This is a genomic window from Candidatus Erwinia haradaeae (genome assembly GCF_900698855.1).
GTDB classification, from domain to species: Bacteria; Pseudomonadota; Gammaproteobacteria; order Enterobacterales; family Enterobacteriaceae; genus Erwinia_E; species Erwinia_E haradaeae_F.
Window position 1 is genome coordinate 550,326 of sequence record NZ_LR217698.1, and the last position, 18,727, is coordinate 569,052.

10 protein-coding genes and 4 tRNA genes are annotated in these 18,727 nt (G+C 29.0%); 2 read left to right on the top strand and 12 right to left on the bottom strand.

The genetic code is table 11. The annotated features are described in order from the left end of the window. Positions 1 to 118 precede the first annotated feature (118 nt). The 5 genes from aspS to cysP form a co-directional block, all read right to left on the bottom strand. Entirely contained in the window at positions 119 to 1,894 is a 1,776-nt protein-coding gene (gene aspS, locus HACICURT3053_RS01655) for an aspartate--tRNA ligase (RefSeq protein WP_157992012.1), read from the bottom strand. 1,551 nt (positions 1,895 to 3,445) lie between these two features. Beyond that, entirely contained in the window at positions 3,446 to 4,507 is a 1,062-nt protein-coding gene (gene cysA / locus HACICURT3053_RS01660) for a sulfate/thiosulfate ABC transporter ATP-binding protein CysA (RefSeq protein WP_157992013.1), read from the bottom strand. A 25-nt stretch (positions 4,508 to 4,532) separates the two neighbouring features. Beyond that, the gene (gene cysW, locus HACICURT3053_RS01665) at positions 4,533 to 5,375 is read right to left on the bottom strand and encodes a sulfate/thiosulfate ABC transporter permease CysW (RefSeq protein ID WP_157992014.1); all 843 of its coding nucleotides are present in this window, start codon (positions 5,373 to 5,375) and stop codon (positions 4,533 to 4,535) included. Then, on the bottom strand, positions 5,375 to 6,208 hold the full coding sequence (gene cysT / locus HACICURT3053_RS01670) for a sulfate/thiosulfate ABC transporter permease CysT (protein WP_157992015.1): 834 nt from the start codon (positions 6,206 to 6,208) through the stop codon (positions 5,375 to 5,377). The genes cysW and cysT overlap by 1 nt, the downstream gene beginning before the upstream one ends. 2 nt (positions 6,209 to 6,210) lie before the next feature. Beyond that, positions 6,211 to 7,212 (bottom strand): thiosulfate ABC transporter substrate-binding protein CysP, encoded by a 1,002-nt coding sequence (cysP, locus tag HACICURT3053_RS01675; RefSeq protein ID WP_157992016.1) that lies wholly within the window; start codon positions 7,210 to 7,212, stop codon positions 6,211 to 6,213. A gap of 1,583 nt (positions 7,213 to 8,795) precedes the next feature. Here cysP and accB point away from each other — a divergent pair. Then, on the top strand, positions 8,796 to 9,266 hold the full coding sequence (gene accB / locus HACICURT3053_RS01680; RefSeq protein ID WP_157992017.1) for an acetyl-CoA carboxylase biotin carboxyl carrier protein: 471 nt from the start codon (positions 8,796 to 8,798) through the stop codon (positions 9,264 to 9,266). Positions 9,267 to 9,277: 11 nt separating this feature from the next. Further along, the gene (gene accC / locus HACICURT3053_RS01685) at positions 9,278 to 10,627 is read left to right on the top strand and encodes an acetyl-CoA carboxylase biotin carboxylase subunit (protein ID WP_157992018.1); all 1,350 of its coding nucleotides are present in this window, start codon (positions 9,278 to 9,280) and stop codon (positions 10,625 to 10,627) included. Positions 10,628 to 12,350: 1,723 nt separating this feature from the next. Here the strand turns inward: accC and HACICURT3053_RS01690 are convergent. The 7 genes from HACICURT3053_RS01690 to ybeD all read right to left on the bottom strand — a co-directional run bounded on the left by HACICURT3053_RS01690 (position 12,351) and on the right by ybeD (position 17,374). Further along, positions 12,351 to 12,425, bottom strand: a tRNA-Gln gene (locus tag HACICURT3053_RS01690). Positions 12,426 to 12,432: 7 nt separating this feature from the next. Beyond that, positions 12,433 to 12,509: transfer RNA gene (locus tag HACICURT3053_RS01695), tRNA-Met, on the bottom strand. A 53-nt stretch (positions 12,510 to 12,562) separates the two neighbouring features. Further along, a tRNA-Gln gene (locus HACICURT3053_RS01700) sits at positions 12,563 to 12,634 on the bottom strand. 26 nt (positions 12,635 to 12,660) lie between these two features. Then, positions 12,661 to 12,746, bottom strand: a tRNA-Leu gene (locus HACICURT3053_RS01705). A 1,678-nt stretch (positions 12,747 to 14,424) separates the two neighbouring features. Then, positions 14,425 to 15,336: a lipoyl synthase gene (lipA, locus tag HACICURT3053_RS01710; protein ID WP_269472366.1), complete on the bottom strand. Its 912-nt coding sequence runs from the start codon at positions 15,334 to 15,336 to the stop codon at positions 14,425 to 14,427. Positions 15,337 to 16,350: 1,014 nt separating this feature from the next. Further along, the gene (lipB, locus tag HACICURT3053_RS01715) at positions 16,351 to 17,031 is read right to left on the bottom strand and encodes a lipoyl(octanoyl) transferase LipB (protein WP_157992020.1); all 681 of its coding nucleotides are present in this window, start codon (positions 17,029 to 17,031) and stop codon (positions 16,351 to 16,353) included. A 79-nt stretch (positions 17,032 to 17,110) separates the two neighbouring features. Then, positions 17,111 to 17,374, bottom strand: a complete 264-nt coding sequence (gene ybeD / locus HACICURT3053_RS01720; protein WP_157992021.1) for a DUF493 family protein YbeD — start codon at positions 17,372 to 17,374, stop codon at positions 17,111 to 17,113. Positions 17,375 to 18,727 lie beyond the last annotated feature (1,353 nt).

Below are 18,727 nucleotides of genomic sequence, written 5' to 3' on the forward strand. Positions count from 1 at the left end.
TATAATATGTACTAAGGATATTCTGTAAATCTCATAAAATATATATAAAATACCCTATATCTATAGTAATGGTATCAGAATGTATACCGAATAACTGATACGCTTCCTTTCCTATCTATTATTGCACATCATTTAATTGTTGTAATCCTTCTAGTCCTAATTCACTTAATACCACTGCATTAAGTGTTTGCGGAGACTCAGTCATCAGGCAAGACGCTGAAGTTGTTTTAGGAAATGCAATAACATCTCGTATATTATCCGAATCAGTTAATAACATAATTAATCGATCTAGTCCGAAAGCTAATCCAGCATGTGGAGGAGCACCAAACTTTAAAGCATCTAGAAAAAATCCAAATTTTTTATGTTGTTCTGCTACAGACATCCCAAGTATATCAAATACTGTTTTCTGCATCTTTAAATTGTTAATACGCACAGAGCCACCACATATTTCATAACCATTTATTACCATATCATATGAATCGGAAATCGCTGTTTCTGGTAGACGCCGTAATTCATCTGGCGATATATCTTTAGGAGAAGTAAATGGATGATGCATAGCCACAAAGCCCCCTTTCCCATCACTTTCAAACATTGGAAAGTCAATCAACCACAGAGGTGCCCAAGAAGCATAATTAGTAATTTTTAATTCAGACCCCAATCTTAGACGTAGTGGGCCCAAGATGTTAGAAACTTTTTCTTTAGTACTTGCAGATAAAAAAATAATATCTCCTAAAACCCCTTGAGTTTGCTGAATTATTTCTTTAAGAATCTGAGAAGGAATACATGAAACTAATGGACCAATAATTTTCAAGTCACTATTAGTATCTGGTATTAATTTTATCCAAGTAAGATCAGTTTTTTCTTGAATTGGAAGAGATTGAGAATAAGTCTTGATTTGTTTACGACTAATGCTAGATCCACCTGGAACGCGAAGTGCCGCTACACGACTCCCTTTTCTGTTAGAAAGTTCAGAGAAAATGTGATATTCAACTTTTTTAAGTAGATCAGAAATATCCACTAATTCTAAAGGATTACGTAAATCTGGTTTATCAGAACCATAGCGTTGGTGTGCCTCGGAAAAAGTCATAATAGGAAATTCACCTAAATCTATTGATTTAATATCGATCCACAAAGTACGTATGAGTTGCTCCATTATAATTCGAATTGTTTTTGAATTCATAAATGAAACTTCTACATCAACTTGAGTAAATTCAGGCTGACGATCTGTACGAAGGTCTTCATCACGAAAACATTTGACAATTTGATAATAACGATCAAATCCCGAGATCATTAATATTTGTTTAAATAGCTGAGGTGATTGCGGTAAGGCATAAAATTTACCAAAATGAATACGACTTGGAACTAAATAATTTCGAGCACCCTCGGGTGTAGATTGAGTTAATATCGGTGTTTCAATATCAATGAAACCCGAACCTTCCATGAATTTACGGATTAAACTAGTAACCTTAGCCCGGATTTTCAATCGATTTGTCATGTTAGGACGACGTAAGTCAAGATAACGATACTTTAATCGTACCGCTTCGCTGTTTTCTTCATTAAGATTTAATGGAAGAGGTTCGGATTCGTTAAAAACAGTCAAGTCAGTGGCAAATACTTCAATATCACCGGTAATGATTCTATTATTTTTGTTTTTTTCATCACGATTCCGAACAATGCCAGTGACTTTGATACAGAATTCATTACGCAATGTGGTGGCTATAAGAAAAATCTCTTGGTTAGTTAAATCAAAACATACTTGTACTAACCCCTCACGATCACGCATATCAATAAAAATAAGACGACCAAGATTACGATAACTATGCACCCAACCACATAGTATAACTTTATGTCCTATATACGAACAATTAAGAGATCCACAATATTCAGTGCGCATAATAATATTCCTTGAGGATATAGGTTTTAAAAGTTTTATGGTTAAAGATATAGATTCTTAATCTTGGTCTTTTTAAGCACGCTTAAATAATTAGATATGATTTAAGATCATATATTTAGATATGATATCGTATATATAACTGGTTTTTCTATTCTAGAGGCATCGGTTATACTATACCTGGTAAGAATTAATAAATACTAATACCAATCAAAACAAGTTTATATGCTTGTTAATTACACCGATCATTTAAAAATATGATTTTATATGCTTGATGGTGAAATACAATCAATATAAAAAAACGAAAATATAGTAATTATTGATTACTGATATGTGACTAATGACATAGTGTTGTATGTTTAGATGCAATACTAAAAAGAGTTATTAAAATGAATTTAATCTTAAGAATGATTAAAATCTAAATATATTGTAATGTTCCATTCTATTTTTTCATAGATATAAATCTAATTTTCTATAATTGAGCGTTTCAGGATATCTTCAGTATATACTTATAGTAGTAATCATATAGAGCATTTCTGACTACATATATCTATATAATAATACAAAATATAAAATATCCTTTTAATTTAAAAGATTTAAAACAAAGACTCTAATTGTTTCTTAGAGCAAAATTAAATTATCTGGTTTTATCTATAATAACAATAGATAATATTAATAATAGATTCAAATTCTATTGCATAATATCCACATAAAATAGAAGTAAATTTAGTATATGTATTTATACTTTCTATATAAAACGATTTCAATCAATACTTGAATTAACAAATTCAGACTAACTATGATTTAGATCAACTATTGAAATATAATCTTTTCATAATATAAGTAATGGATAAATTTTTATGCCGCTTCTTATCTGTGTATTATCTAGTGATAGTCTAATGTCTGTATAAAAAACCATGTTATAAAATCTATCTTATTAATTAAGATTGATATCTGTCTTTAGTGAGGTTACGTTAAAACATAGAAAATAGTCTATCTTAATTTTTCTATTAAAATACAGTTATCTAAATATATTCATCACTTTATGGCGAGAAGTTCATTCAATACTATTACAAGTTTGTATGTTAATTTAAAATTAAAATAATACTAAATAACATTAATTAGTCCTAATTATACATAGAACACAGTCTATTAATATATATCTCTGAATTAGTTTATTTTCTTATTCTCTTTTCTCATATTAAAAATAATTTTGAAAAAATACATTATCTAGATTTGAATAGCATTATGGCTTGATTATACAGGCCATCGACCATTAATCTAGAATTATGAATACAAACTATCATATGTAATAAACTATTTTTATAGTTTGACATATCGAATGAGATATTTTTCCTTTTATGGAAAAAGGAAAAGTTTGTGATCTATCAAAATCATTGAAATAATTTGTACTAAATCTCAGTGACTCTCTTTAAATATAAAGAGAAACTTCTAAAGTGTTATTATAAAATAAGTAAAAATTTATATTAATAATAACACATATATTTGTATTAATATAGATATTAGTGATTTATAAAATTATCTCTGCGTTGTTTATAAGGCTTGTTTTCCATGATATAAACGTGCATTCTGCAAACCAACAAATATACATTCACCCCGTTTAGGTGAGGATTCCACCTCTTTCATAACTACACTTAACGGTTCAGTTCTCCATGTGTTTGGTTCAAGAACTAATTGCCAATAGTGCCCACGTGGACTAACTTCTAATATGCGAGTTGGTAGAGGAGTTTTAAGAGTTTTATGACGACTAATATCTACTTCCCATGGTCGTAAAAAAAGCTGAACCTTACCTTGATAGGTTGTGGTCTTAATAAGAGGCCACGAATATAGATCTACTTGAAACTGAGAGCCATCTATATTTCCTTCAATACAATTAACTTCACCTAAAAATTCTAGAACAAAGCGAGTTTTAGGATTACTCCATACTTGATCAGGTGTACCGACTTGCTCAATGTGACCTTGACTCATAACTACTATGAGATCGGCGACTTCCATAGCTTCCTCTTGATCATGGGTAACAAATACACTAGTAAACTTTATTTCTTCGTGTAACTGGCGTAACCAACGACGTAATTCTTTACGCACTTGCGCATCTAGAGCTCCAAAGGGTTCATCTAGTAACAAGATTTGTGGCTCTACTGCAAGTGCACGAGCTAAAGCAACACGTTGTTTTTGTCCACCTGAGAGCTGAGATGGAAAGCGATTTGTTAAGTGACCTAGCTGTACCATATCTAAAAGTTCTGTAACTTTTTTTCGAATAGAACTTGATGAAAGTCGCTTTCGTTTTGGTTGAACAGTTAATCCAAAAGCTATATTATCAAATACTGTCATATGACGAAATAGCGCATAATTTTGGAAAACAAAACCAACTTGTCGGTCACGTGCATGCACTCGACTAACATCTTGACCATGAAAACTTAAATAACCCGTATTCTGACTCTCGAGACCAGCAATAATGCGTAATAGTGTCGTTTTTCCTGATCCAGAAGGACCTAATAACGCTACAAGCTCTCCAGAAGATATATCTAGAGATATATTATTCAGAACCTGTGTACAGCCAAAAAATTTATTTATATCACTAATTGTAATACTCATCCCCCCCCTCCCTAGTCATATATGATCATCGATTTTTTAATTTCCATTGAAATACGTTTTTCAATAAAAGTGTTAATATTGCTATCATAGTTAATAATGCGGCAGCGCTAAAAGCACCAACGGTATTATAATCTTGATTTAATAATTCAACTTGCAATGGTATTGTATAAGTTTCACCTCGAATTGATCCAGAGACTACTGATACAGCTCCAAATTCACCAATAGCTCGTGCTGTAGTTAAAACAACACCATAGAGCAATGCCCATCTAATGTTTGGTAAAGTTACATGATAGAACATCTGCCAACCACATGCCCCTAATAGTATCGCTGCTTCATCTTCATGTTTACCCTGGCTGAGCATAACTGGCACTAATTCACGCACTACGAATGGACAAGTAATAAAAATAGTCACAAGCACCATGCCTTGCCACGAAAACATCAGTTGAATATTATGAACATCTAACCATCCTCCAACGGGACTATTCATACCCCAAAATAGCAAATACATTAAACCCGCTACTACTGGTGAAACAGAAAATGGAATATCAAATAACGTCAATATTAGTTGACGACCAGGAAAGGAAAAACGTGTAACTAACCAAGCTAATAACGTTCCAAATACCACATTGACTGGTACGGAAATGCTTGCAATCAATAATGTTAAACTAATAGCATGTAGCATATTAGAATCACTTAAATTTCTTAATGTTTCAGATAATCCTCCAGAGAAAGCAGTAAAAAAAATTGCTATCAACGGAACTGCTAATAAGAACAAAGAAATTACTATACCTGTACCTATCAGAATCCATTTCCATCCTTGAGAAATAGAAGAGCGTTTAGTGTGTAAGATTCCTATTACGTCTGACATTAATGTCCTCCAATCCGTTTTCCAAGCCGGTTCTGTAAGACGTTAGTTAAAGCTAAAAGGAATAGAGAGGTTACTAAAATTACTGAGGCAATAGCGCTAGACGCTGGATAATCATATTCTTGCAGCCGTACAAAAATCATCAAAGATGTAACTTCAGTTTTCCATGCAATATTACCTGAAATAAAAATCACTGCACCAAATTCCCCTAAACTACGGGTAAAAGAAAGCACAGTTCCTGCCAGAAGTGCTGGACCCAATTCTGGCAGAACCACGCGGTAAAAACTTTTTTTAGGAGAAGATCCAAGTGTCTCAGCAGCTTCTTCATATTCTGGACCTAATTCTTCCAGGACCGGTTGTACAGTGCGTATTACAAAAGGCAAGCTAGTGAATGCCATTGCTATAGAAATACCTAACCAAGTATAAGAAACTTTAATACCGAAACATGACAATAAATTACCATACCAACCATGAACAGAAAATAATTCAGTTAATATCAGGCCCGCCACGGCTGTAGGAAGCGCAAATGGTAGGTCTACAAAAACATCTAATAAATTACGACCCGGAAAATTATAACGTGTGAGAATCCAAGCCATTAGCATGCCAAAACAAGCGTTAAATATTGATGCAAGTCCGGCAGAAATAAACGTGACTTTATATGCAGTTAATACTTGTGGATTAGATATTACATCCCAATATTCTACTAAAGTCATTTTTGAAAGTTGCATCAATAATGCACTAATAGGAAGCAACAAGATTAGACAGATGAAAAAAATACTGAAACCAAGGCTAATTCCAAACCCAGGTAGCACTCGTTTACTTGGTAATTCCCACATAATTACTCATGCCTCGTTGCTAAAAGCTTATCTAATTCACCACCGCTTGCAAAGTGTGTTTTAATAATTTGATCCCAGCTACCAAAAACTTCTTCTAATTTGAGAAAATGAGTACAGGGAAACCGATTTTTATTCTTTTCCATTAACTTAGGATTGTTAACTCGATAGTAAAAACTAGTCATAATCTTTTGAGCATTTGGTGTATACAAGTATTCTAAATAGGATCTCGCTGCCTTTTCGGTATGATTTTGTCTTATATTTTTGTCAACCCAAGTTACTGGAAAATGCGCAATGATATTAATAGATGGTAGAATTACCTGATATTCTTGTTTTGGATAACGATCCCGAATCGTATTGACTTCAGATTCAAAACTAATGAGTACATCGCCCATCTCGCTGTTAATAAATGTTGTTGTTGCACCACGACCTCCCGTATCAAACACTTCAACATTTTGCAGTAATTGTTTCATAAATTTTTCTATCTTTAAGTGATTATGTCCACTCAGTAGATCTAATGCGCTCCAAGCAGCTAGCCAAGTATAACGCCCATTACCCGATGTTTTAGGATTAGAAAAAATTAATTTTACATCACTACGTACTAAATCACTCCAATTTTTTATGTGCTTAGGGTTTCCCTTTCGTACCAAAAATGCCATTGTAGAATAGAATGGTGAACTATCGTTAGGTAAACGCTTTTGCCAATCAGATGGAATAAGTTGTCCTTTATCGTGCAAGATTTGTACGTCAGTGACTTGGTTATAAGTTACGACATCTGCTTTAAGTCCTTGCAAGATAGATAATGCTTGTTTTGAGGAGCCCGCATGAGATTGTTTAATAATTAGCGTATCACCAGGATTATTTTTTTTCCATTGCTGCTCAAAAGGGGGGTTGAGAGCTGTAAAAAGTTCGCGTGAGACATCATATGAACTATTCAGTAAAGTAGTTGCCTCTACTCCACCACTTAAAACTAATGAAAATATATAGGCTGCTATTTTTTTGGTCATCGATTATTTTATTATGCCTCCTGAAAATAAAAACTACATATAGAAGAATTAATCAAATTTATTAACAACCTATATAAATAATGCAGAAATTTTATATATCATTTTGTTCTTCTCCATGAAAAACACTATAAGTGTTTATCATAGATTATTTATCTGTAATAAGAACAGAGCATAGATATATAAGTTCTTTCTCTAGGGTTAAAAGTCTAAACTTATAATCCGAAGATTTTTTTATTTTTTACCAACATCTCTTAAAAATTTATTTTTACTAAAAAACTTTTCATCTGAGTTTATATTAGTATTTTACTATTGAATATTATACAAATGTAATTGATGTGATCATGTATCATTTTCCTTAGTTTTGCTCACTATATCATTGAGATATACTTATGTATTATACTATAACCATCGAATTCTTGATGTATATTTGGTATATATTAAATAATGAACTAGATTAAAAAGGGATATTAACCATTACATTCATTAATTCAAATATTTTACATAGTAAATTAGCTGGTTTTTCTTATACGTTTATTCTTTATTAAATCTTACTTGTTAGTTCTTCCATGACCAACGGTCAATCTAAAGTTTTTCGGAAAAAAGAGAAATCCATAGTTTTAAATCTATGCATAATTTAATAAATTTATAGTTTTTAGTTTTCATTATAATTTTATATCTCAAAATGGATGATATAATTATCGAATGATATAGAATGTCTTTCTCTAAAGTCTAATGTTTGTCTTTAATATTAGATATAGTATGCCTTATTACCATCAAGGGAAATACTGTTAACACTGTAGTCTTTAATAACGGCATGAATACATAATTATAACAATATATACATGCTCTATTGTTTAGATGTAACTACTTTGCTCATCCTATTCATATCAGTATATGCACTAAATAAATTGAAATAGAACATTTTATTCTTCTGACCTATCAGAAGATACGTGTCTTGATAGATGTGGATCAGATCTCATCTAATTAAGCAACGTAACAGAATATTCTAGTAATACATAGAGATATCAGAGAAAAGTTTTGCCTTTTGCGTAACCTTTATTGCAAATTCAATCTGAAAGGATGACAAACTATCTTCATCCATGTATTTTGTATTATGCTGATATTAATCATAGATAATAAAAGAAAATAAAAGAATGCTGTTGTAGATTTTTTGTAGAATTATCCTAAAATTTTATAGATGAATGCAATCACAACAGAAATATAATAAATCTAAACAAATATTAACAAGTTAAGATTCTATATCATGTAACAGTACGAATAATGATAGTTTTAGTTTATTTTAACCTAGCAGTTTTAGGATGAATTTTAATTACTAATTGTATAAGAATTGTATCGAAAAAACAGATGAGATAAATTATATTGTTGCTCTCAAAATTCTTGACTATATTAGAACAAACATGCATATATGACAGATTCTATTTTTAGCTAAAAGTATTTTTTTATATAACACGTATGCTGATAAAATTATGAGAAATAACTAGGATCCATGAATACTTGTATTCTATACCAATTATAGGCATATATTTATTTGCATCTGCATAAACTGAGCATGGAACTACCTCATGGATATTCGTAAACTTAAAAAATTAATTAAATTAGTTGAGGCATCTGGTATCGCTGAATTAGAGATATCTGATGGTGAAGAATCGGTTCGTATTAGTCGAGCACTTCGTCATGCTAATCACTCTCTATTACAGCAAATACAAAGAGAATCAGGAACTAAAAAACCGAGTCTTACTACAGATTCAAACGTTCCATCTGAGGCGATTTTAGAAGCATCTTCTATTTCGAAGATTAATGGCTATATTGTCCGATCTCCTATGGTTGGTACTGTTTACCGTAATCCAAGTCCTGATGAACAACCATTTGTAGAGGTGGGTCAATCAGTCAGCATTGGTGATACTTTATGCATTGTTGAAGCCATGAAAATGATGAATCAGATTGAAGCCGAACAAGCTGGTATCGTAAAAGTAATTCTAGTTGAAAGTGGTCAGCCTGTTGAATTTGATGAACCACTGTTCGTCATCGAATAGCGAGAGTAACCATGTTAGATAAAATTATCATTGCTAATCGTGGTGAAATTGCACTACGTATTTTACGCGCTTGTAAAGAACTAGGTATTAAAACAGTTGCAGTACATTCTACAGTTGATCGAGACTTACAACATGTTCTATTAGCGGATGAAACTGTATGCATTGGCCCACCTCAACCAGTAAAAAGCTACTTAAATATTCCAGCACTTATTTCCGCTGCAGAAATTACTGGCGCCGTGGCTATTCATCCTGGATACGGTTTCTTATCTGAAAATGCAGATTTTGCTGAACAAATGGAACGTTCAGGATTTATCTTTATTGGGCCCAAGGCCGATACAATTCGCCTAATGGGTGATAAAGTATCAGCAATTGCAGTGATGAAAAAAGCAGGTATTCCTACAGTGCCCGGATCTGATGGGCCATTGACTGCAAATATGGATGAAAATCGGGCCTTTGCTGAACGAATTGGCTATCCTGTAATGATTAAAGCCTCTGGAGGTGGAGGCGGCCGCGGCATGCGTGTCGTTCGTTCTAATAAAGACTTAGAACAATTAATTAATATAACGAAAACAGAATCTAAAGCAGCGTTCAATAATGAAAAAGTCTATATGGAAAAGTATCTGGAGAATCCTCGTCATATTGAGATTCAGGTATTAGCAGATGATCATGGCAATGCTATTTATCTCGCCGAGCGAGATTGTTCAATGCAGCGTCGTCACCAAAAAATCGTAGAGGAAGCTCCTGCTCCAGGTATTAGTGAGAAAATGCGACGCTATATAGGGAACCGCTGTTCAAAAGCCTGTATTGATATTGGTTATCGTGGTGCAGGTACTTTTGAATTTCTTTATGAAGATGGTCAGTTCTATTTTATTGAAATGAATACTCGTATTCAGGTTGAACATCCAGTTACTGAAATGATTACCGGTATTGATTTGATCAAAGAACAACTGTGTATTGCTTCTGGTCACCCTTTATCAATCAAAGAGGATGAGGTCATTGTCCGTGGTCATGCAGTAGAGTGTCGTATTAATGCTGAAGACCCATTTACTTGTATACCAAGTCCTGGAAAAATTACCCGATTTCATGCACCTGGTGGTTTTGGAGTACGATGGGAATCGCATGTTTATTCAGGTTACAGTGTGCCTCTCTATTATGATTCAATGATAGGAAAGCTCATTACTTTTGGAGAAAATCGTAATGTAGCTATTGCACGCATGCAAAATGCTTTAAATGAGTTAATTATTGATGGTATTCAAACTAATATCACATTGCAAATGAATATTATGTCAGATAAAAATTTCCAGATTGGCAGTGCTAATATTCATTATTTAGAAAAAAAACTTGGTTTAGAAGAGCTTTAACCTTAGTCTTTTTCCTACTTTAATAGAAAAATATGTGATCAATCATTGGAATAAATTTCTTTTTTCTTTTTTATTTTAAAGACATCTTTAATAAATCAACATCTCTATGTTTGGATAAGATTATCTTTTTTTAAAACTAAAAGTATGATATAAAATAACACTATTTATCAGAAATTAATAATATAATTCATTTTATTGCACTTAATAATTCTTAGATATTTGAGTGAAGATATGTAGTAAAATTATTTAATTATAAAGGACAATATTGATTGTGTCTACACTCTAATTAAAGATTAAATTGTATCTTATTTTCTATTCTTCATTATTAGATGAAGATTACGAAAGAGAAAATAAGAGCTAATTGATATTCAAGAAAAATTGTTTTTATTTACATAGTCTTGTAAATTGACTAAAAATTTCTTTTTAATCACCATATGCTATCTACAATTATATTCAGACTTATTATATATAATAATATTATTTCAAATAAGTAAGAAAAATTTTCTATCTTCAAAAAAAATAGAGATGTCAATATATCAAATATTTAATATTTATTTACTTATATAGTATTTATATACTGCTAGTAAGAAATAAGTTTTACAAATTAAAATATTAGAATAGGCAACGAAGAATTTATCTATACATGTTTGTAATTACTACATCAGTGCTATACAATTAATATTCAATTGTTCCACATTATATGAAAATAATTAGAACTCAATTAGATAAATATATTGTAGTATATACATTAATATCTAATGATTAGATGATTATAAATTTCTTAATTAAATAATAAATATTATTGCATATTTTATATAATAATAAATTTAATTGATAATTAATTTTTAAGTTTCAAAAAATTAGTATGATTACTATACTAATCAAAAATATCAATTTTACTGAAAATAGTTTTTAAAAAAATTTCTTTAAATAATAAGATTAATAACATATCTTTTTAAAAGATGAATTAATTATTAACATATAATCTATTTAAATAATACGATAATAATTTTTTATATATTATGCGTTAATTTTTATTTTCATAATCAATGATTATCTCGTATATTAATACATTAATTGTATTAAAGATTCTTATGCTTCATATACTAAATTAGCAAATACTACTGTCAATTTGTACCATAACGAAGATGATAAAATACCATATACTAGGTATTTATATAATAGAGTTTTTAACATAATAATGCAAATCTTCATATACTAATAACTAACTAGATAAAGATTCATAGATGTTATAATACTAGTCTATTATTTTTTAATAAAACAAGATTTTTTACCTTTATAAAATATATAATAAGCGATTTAAAAGAATCCCGATATAATTTTTTGATCAAAACACAGGAATATATCTATCTGATATTAAATTATCCAAATAAAAAACTATTTTGTCTTAAAATAAAAACACTAAATAATAAGTATAAGTCAAAATTAACTTATAAGACATATAGAAGGTTATCTTATAGCCTAACAATTGAAGTTAGGTAGGTCATAAGTATAAGTATAAGTATAAGTATAAGTATAAGTATAAGAGCTAAAAAAATCAAATTATATTGAATACTTGAGAAAAACTTCTTAGAAATTAAGAAGTATTTTAAACTACCCTTTCTTTTATTAGAAAGAAAGCATTTTACTAACCTATAATCTTTTAATGCTTAGGGTTTATGAAAAATTGAAATTTGATATTATAGGTAGAAATCTATGCTATTGGCTGGGGTGCAGGGATTCGAACCCCGGAATGCTGGCATCAGAAACCAGAGCCTTGCCACTTGGCGACACCCCAGTAAATTTGGTAGCTACTACAGGAATTGAACCTGTGACCCCAGCATTATGAGTGCTGTGCTCTAACCATCTGAGCTAAGTAGCCGATATATACTTTATTATTATATTTGTTATATAAATTAGCTCTTCTGAATTTGACTGGGGTACCTGGATTCGAACCAGGGAATGCCGGTATCAAAAACCGGTGCCTTACCTCTTGGCGATACCCCATTCTTATTTTTTATTATCTAAGATTATGGTGCGGAAGACGAGACTCGAACTCGTAGACTTTTAAAGTGCCAGAACCTAAATCTGGTGCGTTTACCTATTTCGCCACTCCCGCATTCAAAAGGAATGTTGAATTCTTAATATCAATGTTTATAACTTAATCATTTTATTGTTTTAAATCAATTATCATTCATTACTCTAATATATATTATATCATATATATCTGTTATTTGTTCGTCAACTAGTTTTTCATTTATGGTCGAAAAGATACTTAATACACAGTATTAAATTAAATCTTAAAAGATAGTTTGTAGATGTAGTCATTTTTTCTAACTAGATTATTCTAGTACTAAGCTGTATATATATATCTATAATATATAGATATAATATGTAAATATCATATATAGATATGGCTCACCTATATTAATCAATATATTCTTTTGAATATATCCTCTCTATAATAAAAATTATAGAGAATTCTAATAATAAAAAATCATTTTCTTTTTATTAGAATTCTCTGTCAATAATCTTATTATAAATTATCTAAATCTTAGAGTAAATGATATTAATTGTATTATCATATAAAAATGGTTCATCAAGTTAATTATCGCTTATTACCCACATCTAGAGTAGTTAAATAAAAATTGTTAGATAAGAATTTATACTACCAATATCATCGACTTCATTATTTTTTCTCACTATAATTATAAGATAATATTATGGATACCTAATTTAACTTAAAAGAAATTATAAAATACAAGTTTTGATTAGCTACATCCATTTTTATTAAGTTTAACTAGAAAATTAAGATAACTACAGTAATGAGAATTTTATGCGTCTATTTGTGTAATACAAAAAATCCATTAGTAATTATAATGATTCTTTTCTCACCTACACGTGAGTTCATTATCTATACTTTATCATCCATTAAATTAAATGTGCTCTCTCTTACCTATGAGGGAACTATTTCTTAATTTATTCTATGTAATGCTTAGTATTATAAGGTTTTTCTCAAGATACTTATTGTCTACTTATGGTATTTTATATAAATTCATTTTGATAATTAATAAAAGGGATTTATTAAGAAGAAATCTTAAATTTATATTTTTTAATATACATAAAAACCAGAAATATTATTATAAACGACTATCATAAAACAGAAGAATTACCTAAATAAAACTAATTTTGATTGTTACTAAATAATATATGATTTCACTTAATAATTTAAATTCATCCATTTATCATATAAATAGTTATCATTTTTCTATTAGAAAAATCTGAGTATTTCTCGAAACCGTTTAATTCAGATATCTTTTAATATATAACTTTAAACATAGAATAAATTTTTGATTTAAGAAAAAATATAAACGATAAGAATAATTATAATAATCTTTATTAAAATTAATGCTATCTTGAACAATGCAACAATTGATTTTACCAATAAATATATTAAATTTTCATATGAATCTATTTTATATAAAAAGATTTTGATATTGTATATACTCATAAAAGATATTAAATTCTATGACTTATTTTATCAAAGAAATAACTCATGATATACTAGATATAATTTAATAAAATTAATTTGACTAACAACTAAAATACCGACTATCTACTATTTCTTCAGATGTCTTTATTTAAACAGAGTAAGCGTTCAATATAATAAAGAGAATAATATTTTTTAAAAAATTAAACACTGAATTCATATAAAATATTTTCTATCATTTTTATCTTTAAAATTATACCTTTATACAAATATAAAATAATTAAATTCTAATATTTTTCAATTTTTTTTATTTAATCTCTAGTCCTTTCTCTTGCATATCAGCCAGGTATGAAGATCGAACAAAAGGTCCAGAAGCTACGTGAGTAAATCCCATTTTTATAGCTATTTTTTTCATTTTTATAAATTCATCTGGACTTACATAACGCTGAACAGGTAAATGATTACGACTCGGTTGTAAATATTGTCCTAATGTGAGCATGGTAACACCATGCTGACGAAGACATCTCATTACTTCTATTAACTCATTATTAGTTTCACCCAATCCAAACATCAGACCAGATTTAGTAGGGATATCTGGTTTTTCTTTTTTAAAGTTTGCAAGTAATTGAAGTGAAAAATGATAATTTGCTCCTGGGCGTACTATATGATACATACGCGGAACATTTTCTAGGTTATGGTTAAAAACATCTGGTGGGGTCTTTGTCAATATACTTAGTGCTTTTTGTCTGCATCCGCGAAAATCAGGTACTAAAATTTCAATTTTAATAGATGGATTTTTATCACGAATGGCACTAATACAGTTTGCAAAATGTTGAGCTCCTCCATCATGTAGATCATCACGATCAACTGAAGTCATCACTACATATCGCAAGCTAAGCATATTAACAATCTTTGCTAATTTACTTGGTTCATCAGGGTCAAGAGCTAAAGGCCTCCCTTTTTCTATATTACAAAAAGGACAACGACGAGTACATACAGAACCAAGAATCATAAAAGTAGCCGTACCGCGGTGAAAACACTCTGATAAATTAGGGCAAGCGGCTTCTTCACATACAGAATAAAGATTTTGTTTGCGTATAACTTCTTTTATGCGTTTAATTTTTCTAGAGTCAGAAGAAAATTTAATTTTAATCCACTCTGGCTTAGGTAACAAACCTGTTGAATTTATGATTCTAGTATTATCTTTAGTTTCTTCCATTACCTCTTGATCATTATTTTTCATATATGTTTTTGTTATATGAACTTCACTCATTAGTTTTGCCTAGTAAATGTAGTATATAGACAGCTATTTAGAATTAAAAATTACAGCTGTATTGTGCTTTATAAATAAATAATTTTTAAATATTTTTTAAATACATTCCATCTTTTCAGTAAATGGCATATTAATACAAGAATTATTTTCATAACTTAAAACATAGTATTTATCATCTCTCCACATGCCATTAAGTACAGATCTGATCAATCTAATTGAACTTATTATTATTTTAATCTAAACTAAACTTGAAAAGATTATCTGATTCTCATGATAATATTATAAATGCGTTTATTAACAAGCGCTAATAATATTTTCATTTCCATCTTAACAATCTTCTTAAATAATTCTTAAGGTTATAGATCTTAAGAATTATTTCGAAGGCCCCATTGCTTCACGATATGATGTTTAAAAAAATCTCTATTTATTAAAGGTTAAAAAATTATTTAACATAAAAATAAATATCAACTACATATAATCTTCTAAATTTTAGTGATAATATCTATCATCTCATATTACTATCTTATCAATCTTCATAAAAATTTAAAATATTATATCATTAATTGATCTATAATTAATTAATATATTATGTGTAGATCTTTAAATGAATAGAAATAAAGTTTCTACAAAAGAATAAATTTTCTATCATAAAATAAAATTAAATTGAATTTAATATTATACCCAATCCTTGATTATTAAGGACTGTTATAAATGATATTTCTTAATATATACCCAATCTTATTGAACATAATAATAATACTAAAAAACATAATGTATTTAAAAAATACAAATTATAAAATTAATATACAAGCCTATTTCTCTATAAAATCATAGAAAATAGTAATTTTATACAAATTATGATATGGTATAAGATATTGATTTTTCTATTAAAAATATATTTAAAATAAACGTAACAATTTTTATACAAAAAATATATCTTAATTAAGCGTTGCATTCAATTTAACTTTTTTCTTTATATAAGAAATTTTCATTTTCTTTAATCCAGTGTATTTGAGAGATAGATAATTGACGTGCAAAATTATATATTAATATTGGTTGAACCTCAGTTAACGTCACATTGTTTTTCTTTTCTTGTAACTGAGTCATTTCTAATCCTGCATACCCACACGGATTGATATGAAGAAATGGAGTTAGATCCATATTTACATTGAGGGATAAACCATGATATGAACATCCTTTTCGTATACGCAATCCTAGAGAACCAATTTTTTTGTTATCTACATAGACCCCAGGTGCTCCCAATTGAGTATGGGAAACAACAGAAAAAGAGGTTAATGTATCAATTATCGTTTTTTCAATAAAATTAATTAGTTGACGCGGGGTAATGGAGCGTCTCTTTAAATCAATCATTACGTACATAATCTGTTGACCTGGACCATGATAGGTTATCTGACCACCCCGATCACTCTGCATGACTGGAATTTCATTTAATATTAATATATTCTTAATCTTGCCTGATTGCCCTTGTGTAAATACTGGAGGGTGCTCTACCAACCAAACTTCGTCAAGTGTCTTTTGGTTTCTCTGGTTGGTAAACTTATGCATATCCTGCACTACAGTATTCCAAGGGCGTAATCCGAATCTTCGAACCATCAAAGAATCTAAAGATGAAACAATCATTCTTATTAGAATCCGCAATTATATAAATAAATATAAAAATGTGCTGTTATAGCATCTAGTTCAGTTATTGTCTGAATAACTAAAAGACCATACGAACGTTTTTTATTTTGCTTAAATCATTATATAAACGCTCTACTTCATGAATATTTTTGACTATAATCGTAATAGAAATAGAACAATATTTTTTTCTAGAGCTATAAAGTACCGTTGGTGAGTAATCTCCAGGCACATGGTATTGCGCTACTTCAATCACTTGATTGATAAAATTGATCTTTGGTGTGCCTATGATTTTATAAGTCATGGATTCTGGAAATACAAGAAGATCAACCAGTTTAGTATTCAAGTTATACTCCGATCATCATACATTAATGTTCTCAAAAAAAATATGTTTTTACGAAAGTACTGTATTGATCTTATAAATAATCAATACACCAAGAATCATTTAAACTCAATAGTTTATGATGTATGCATAATTGAGACAATACATCTCTGAGATACTACAATAGTATATAGATCTTAAATATAAAAACATTGCAATTGTATTGCTTTTTTCTCCGATATAGAGCTTATCCAATTTATGATTTTTTGATTTTTATATTTTCTATATTAATCTCATTTGTAAACTTGTATGTCACTTTTAATAGTATGGAATCCACATCTCGCAAAAAATCTAACTTTATGATATAAATAAATACTGTCTGTTAGAATCTGACCAAAAATGAATTTAAAAACTGAATTCAATGTATTATCTTTCAGTATAAAAATATATATGATTTCTACATTAGCGAAATGTATAATCAGTCTTATATTCTCTATCTTTTCATAAAACTAACCTAGATCCTCAAATCTATTAAAGTAATAAGAATGAATAGATTATATCACTTAATAAAATTAAATAATATAAAAGTTTGATTTTATTACAATCCAAAACGATGATTTATTTTCACAAATATAAACTATTTAACCAAGAAATTTTTTATTAGAGTTGTACTCTAATATTTTACTGTTTAAATATTCACCAAAAATTTCTAATACTAAATAAGCATGAATTATAAGTCTTAATTATTTTAAATCATAATATAGATTTACTAACATAAATAATTCAAAATTTATCACGCTAGTTAATATTTAATAAAAAGCATTCTGTATCTTAACTACACGAGAATAATAAGGAAATTACTTGGTTTTCTTAATTCTTAAAATGATAACTATGATAAATAGAAAGTAATTCTATTTTCTTTGATTGATTCTTGGTTTATCTTTTTGACGTTATAGTATAAATAAAATCTTGCTAAAAAGAATCAATACTTTTTCATTTTTAAGAAAGAGATATATAATCATCAGGTATGAATAATATATTGTTCTGTAATCCTAATATGTAGGATTAGGACTCATTTCTTAGATAGATTTTTCATGATACTATCATCATATATACAAATATATAAAAATTACTTTAATCTTATATTGTTAAATGACTGAGGGATTTTATTCATCTTATATCTAAAACATAGAATACATCTAATCTAGATAATGTTGTGAGATATACTTATTATTTTGCACTATATTATAAATATACCTGTAGTATATTAGTACAGATATAAAATAGAGAAATCTGATATATTAGACTTATTTTAATCTAATAAAATTTATTAACCATTATCAATACATCATCATGAGAATCAGATTTAGATAGATC

Bases quoted from the DNA above. Each gene is read 5' to 3' on its own strand.
- aspS (WP_157992012.1), bottom strand. From the start codon at position 1,894: ATGCGCACTGAATATTGTGGATCTCTTAATTGTTCGTATATAGGACAT.
- cysT (WP_157992015.1), bottom strand. From the start codon at position 6,208: ATGTGGGAATTACCAAGTAAACGAGTGCTACCTGGGTTTGGAATTAGC.
- lipA (WP_269472366.1), bottom strand. From the start codon at position 15,336: ATGGAAGAAACTAAAGATAATACTAGAATCATAAATTCAACAGGTTTG.
- cysW (WP_157992014.1), bottom strand. From the start codon at position 5,375: ATGTCAGACGTAATAGGAATCTTACACACTAAACGCTCTTCTATTTCT.
- lipB (WP_157992020.1), bottom strand. From the start codon at position 17,031: ATGATTGTTTCATCTTTAGATTCTTTGATGGTTCGAAGATTCGGATTA.
- accB (WP_157992017.1), top strand. From the start codon at position 8,796: ATGGATATTCGTAAACTTAAAAAATTAATTAAATTAGTTGAGGCATCT.
- cysP (WP_157992016.1), bottom strand. From the start codon at position 7,212: ATGACCAAAAAAATAGCAGCCTATATATTTTCATTAGTTTTAAGTGGT.
- cysA (WP_157992013.1), bottom strand. From the start codon at position 4,507: ATGAGTATTACAATTAGTGATATAAATAAATTTTTTGGCTGTACACAG.
- accC (WP_157992018.1), top strand. From the start codon at position 9,278: ATGTTAGATAAAATTATCATTGCTAATCGTGGTGAAATTGCACTACGT.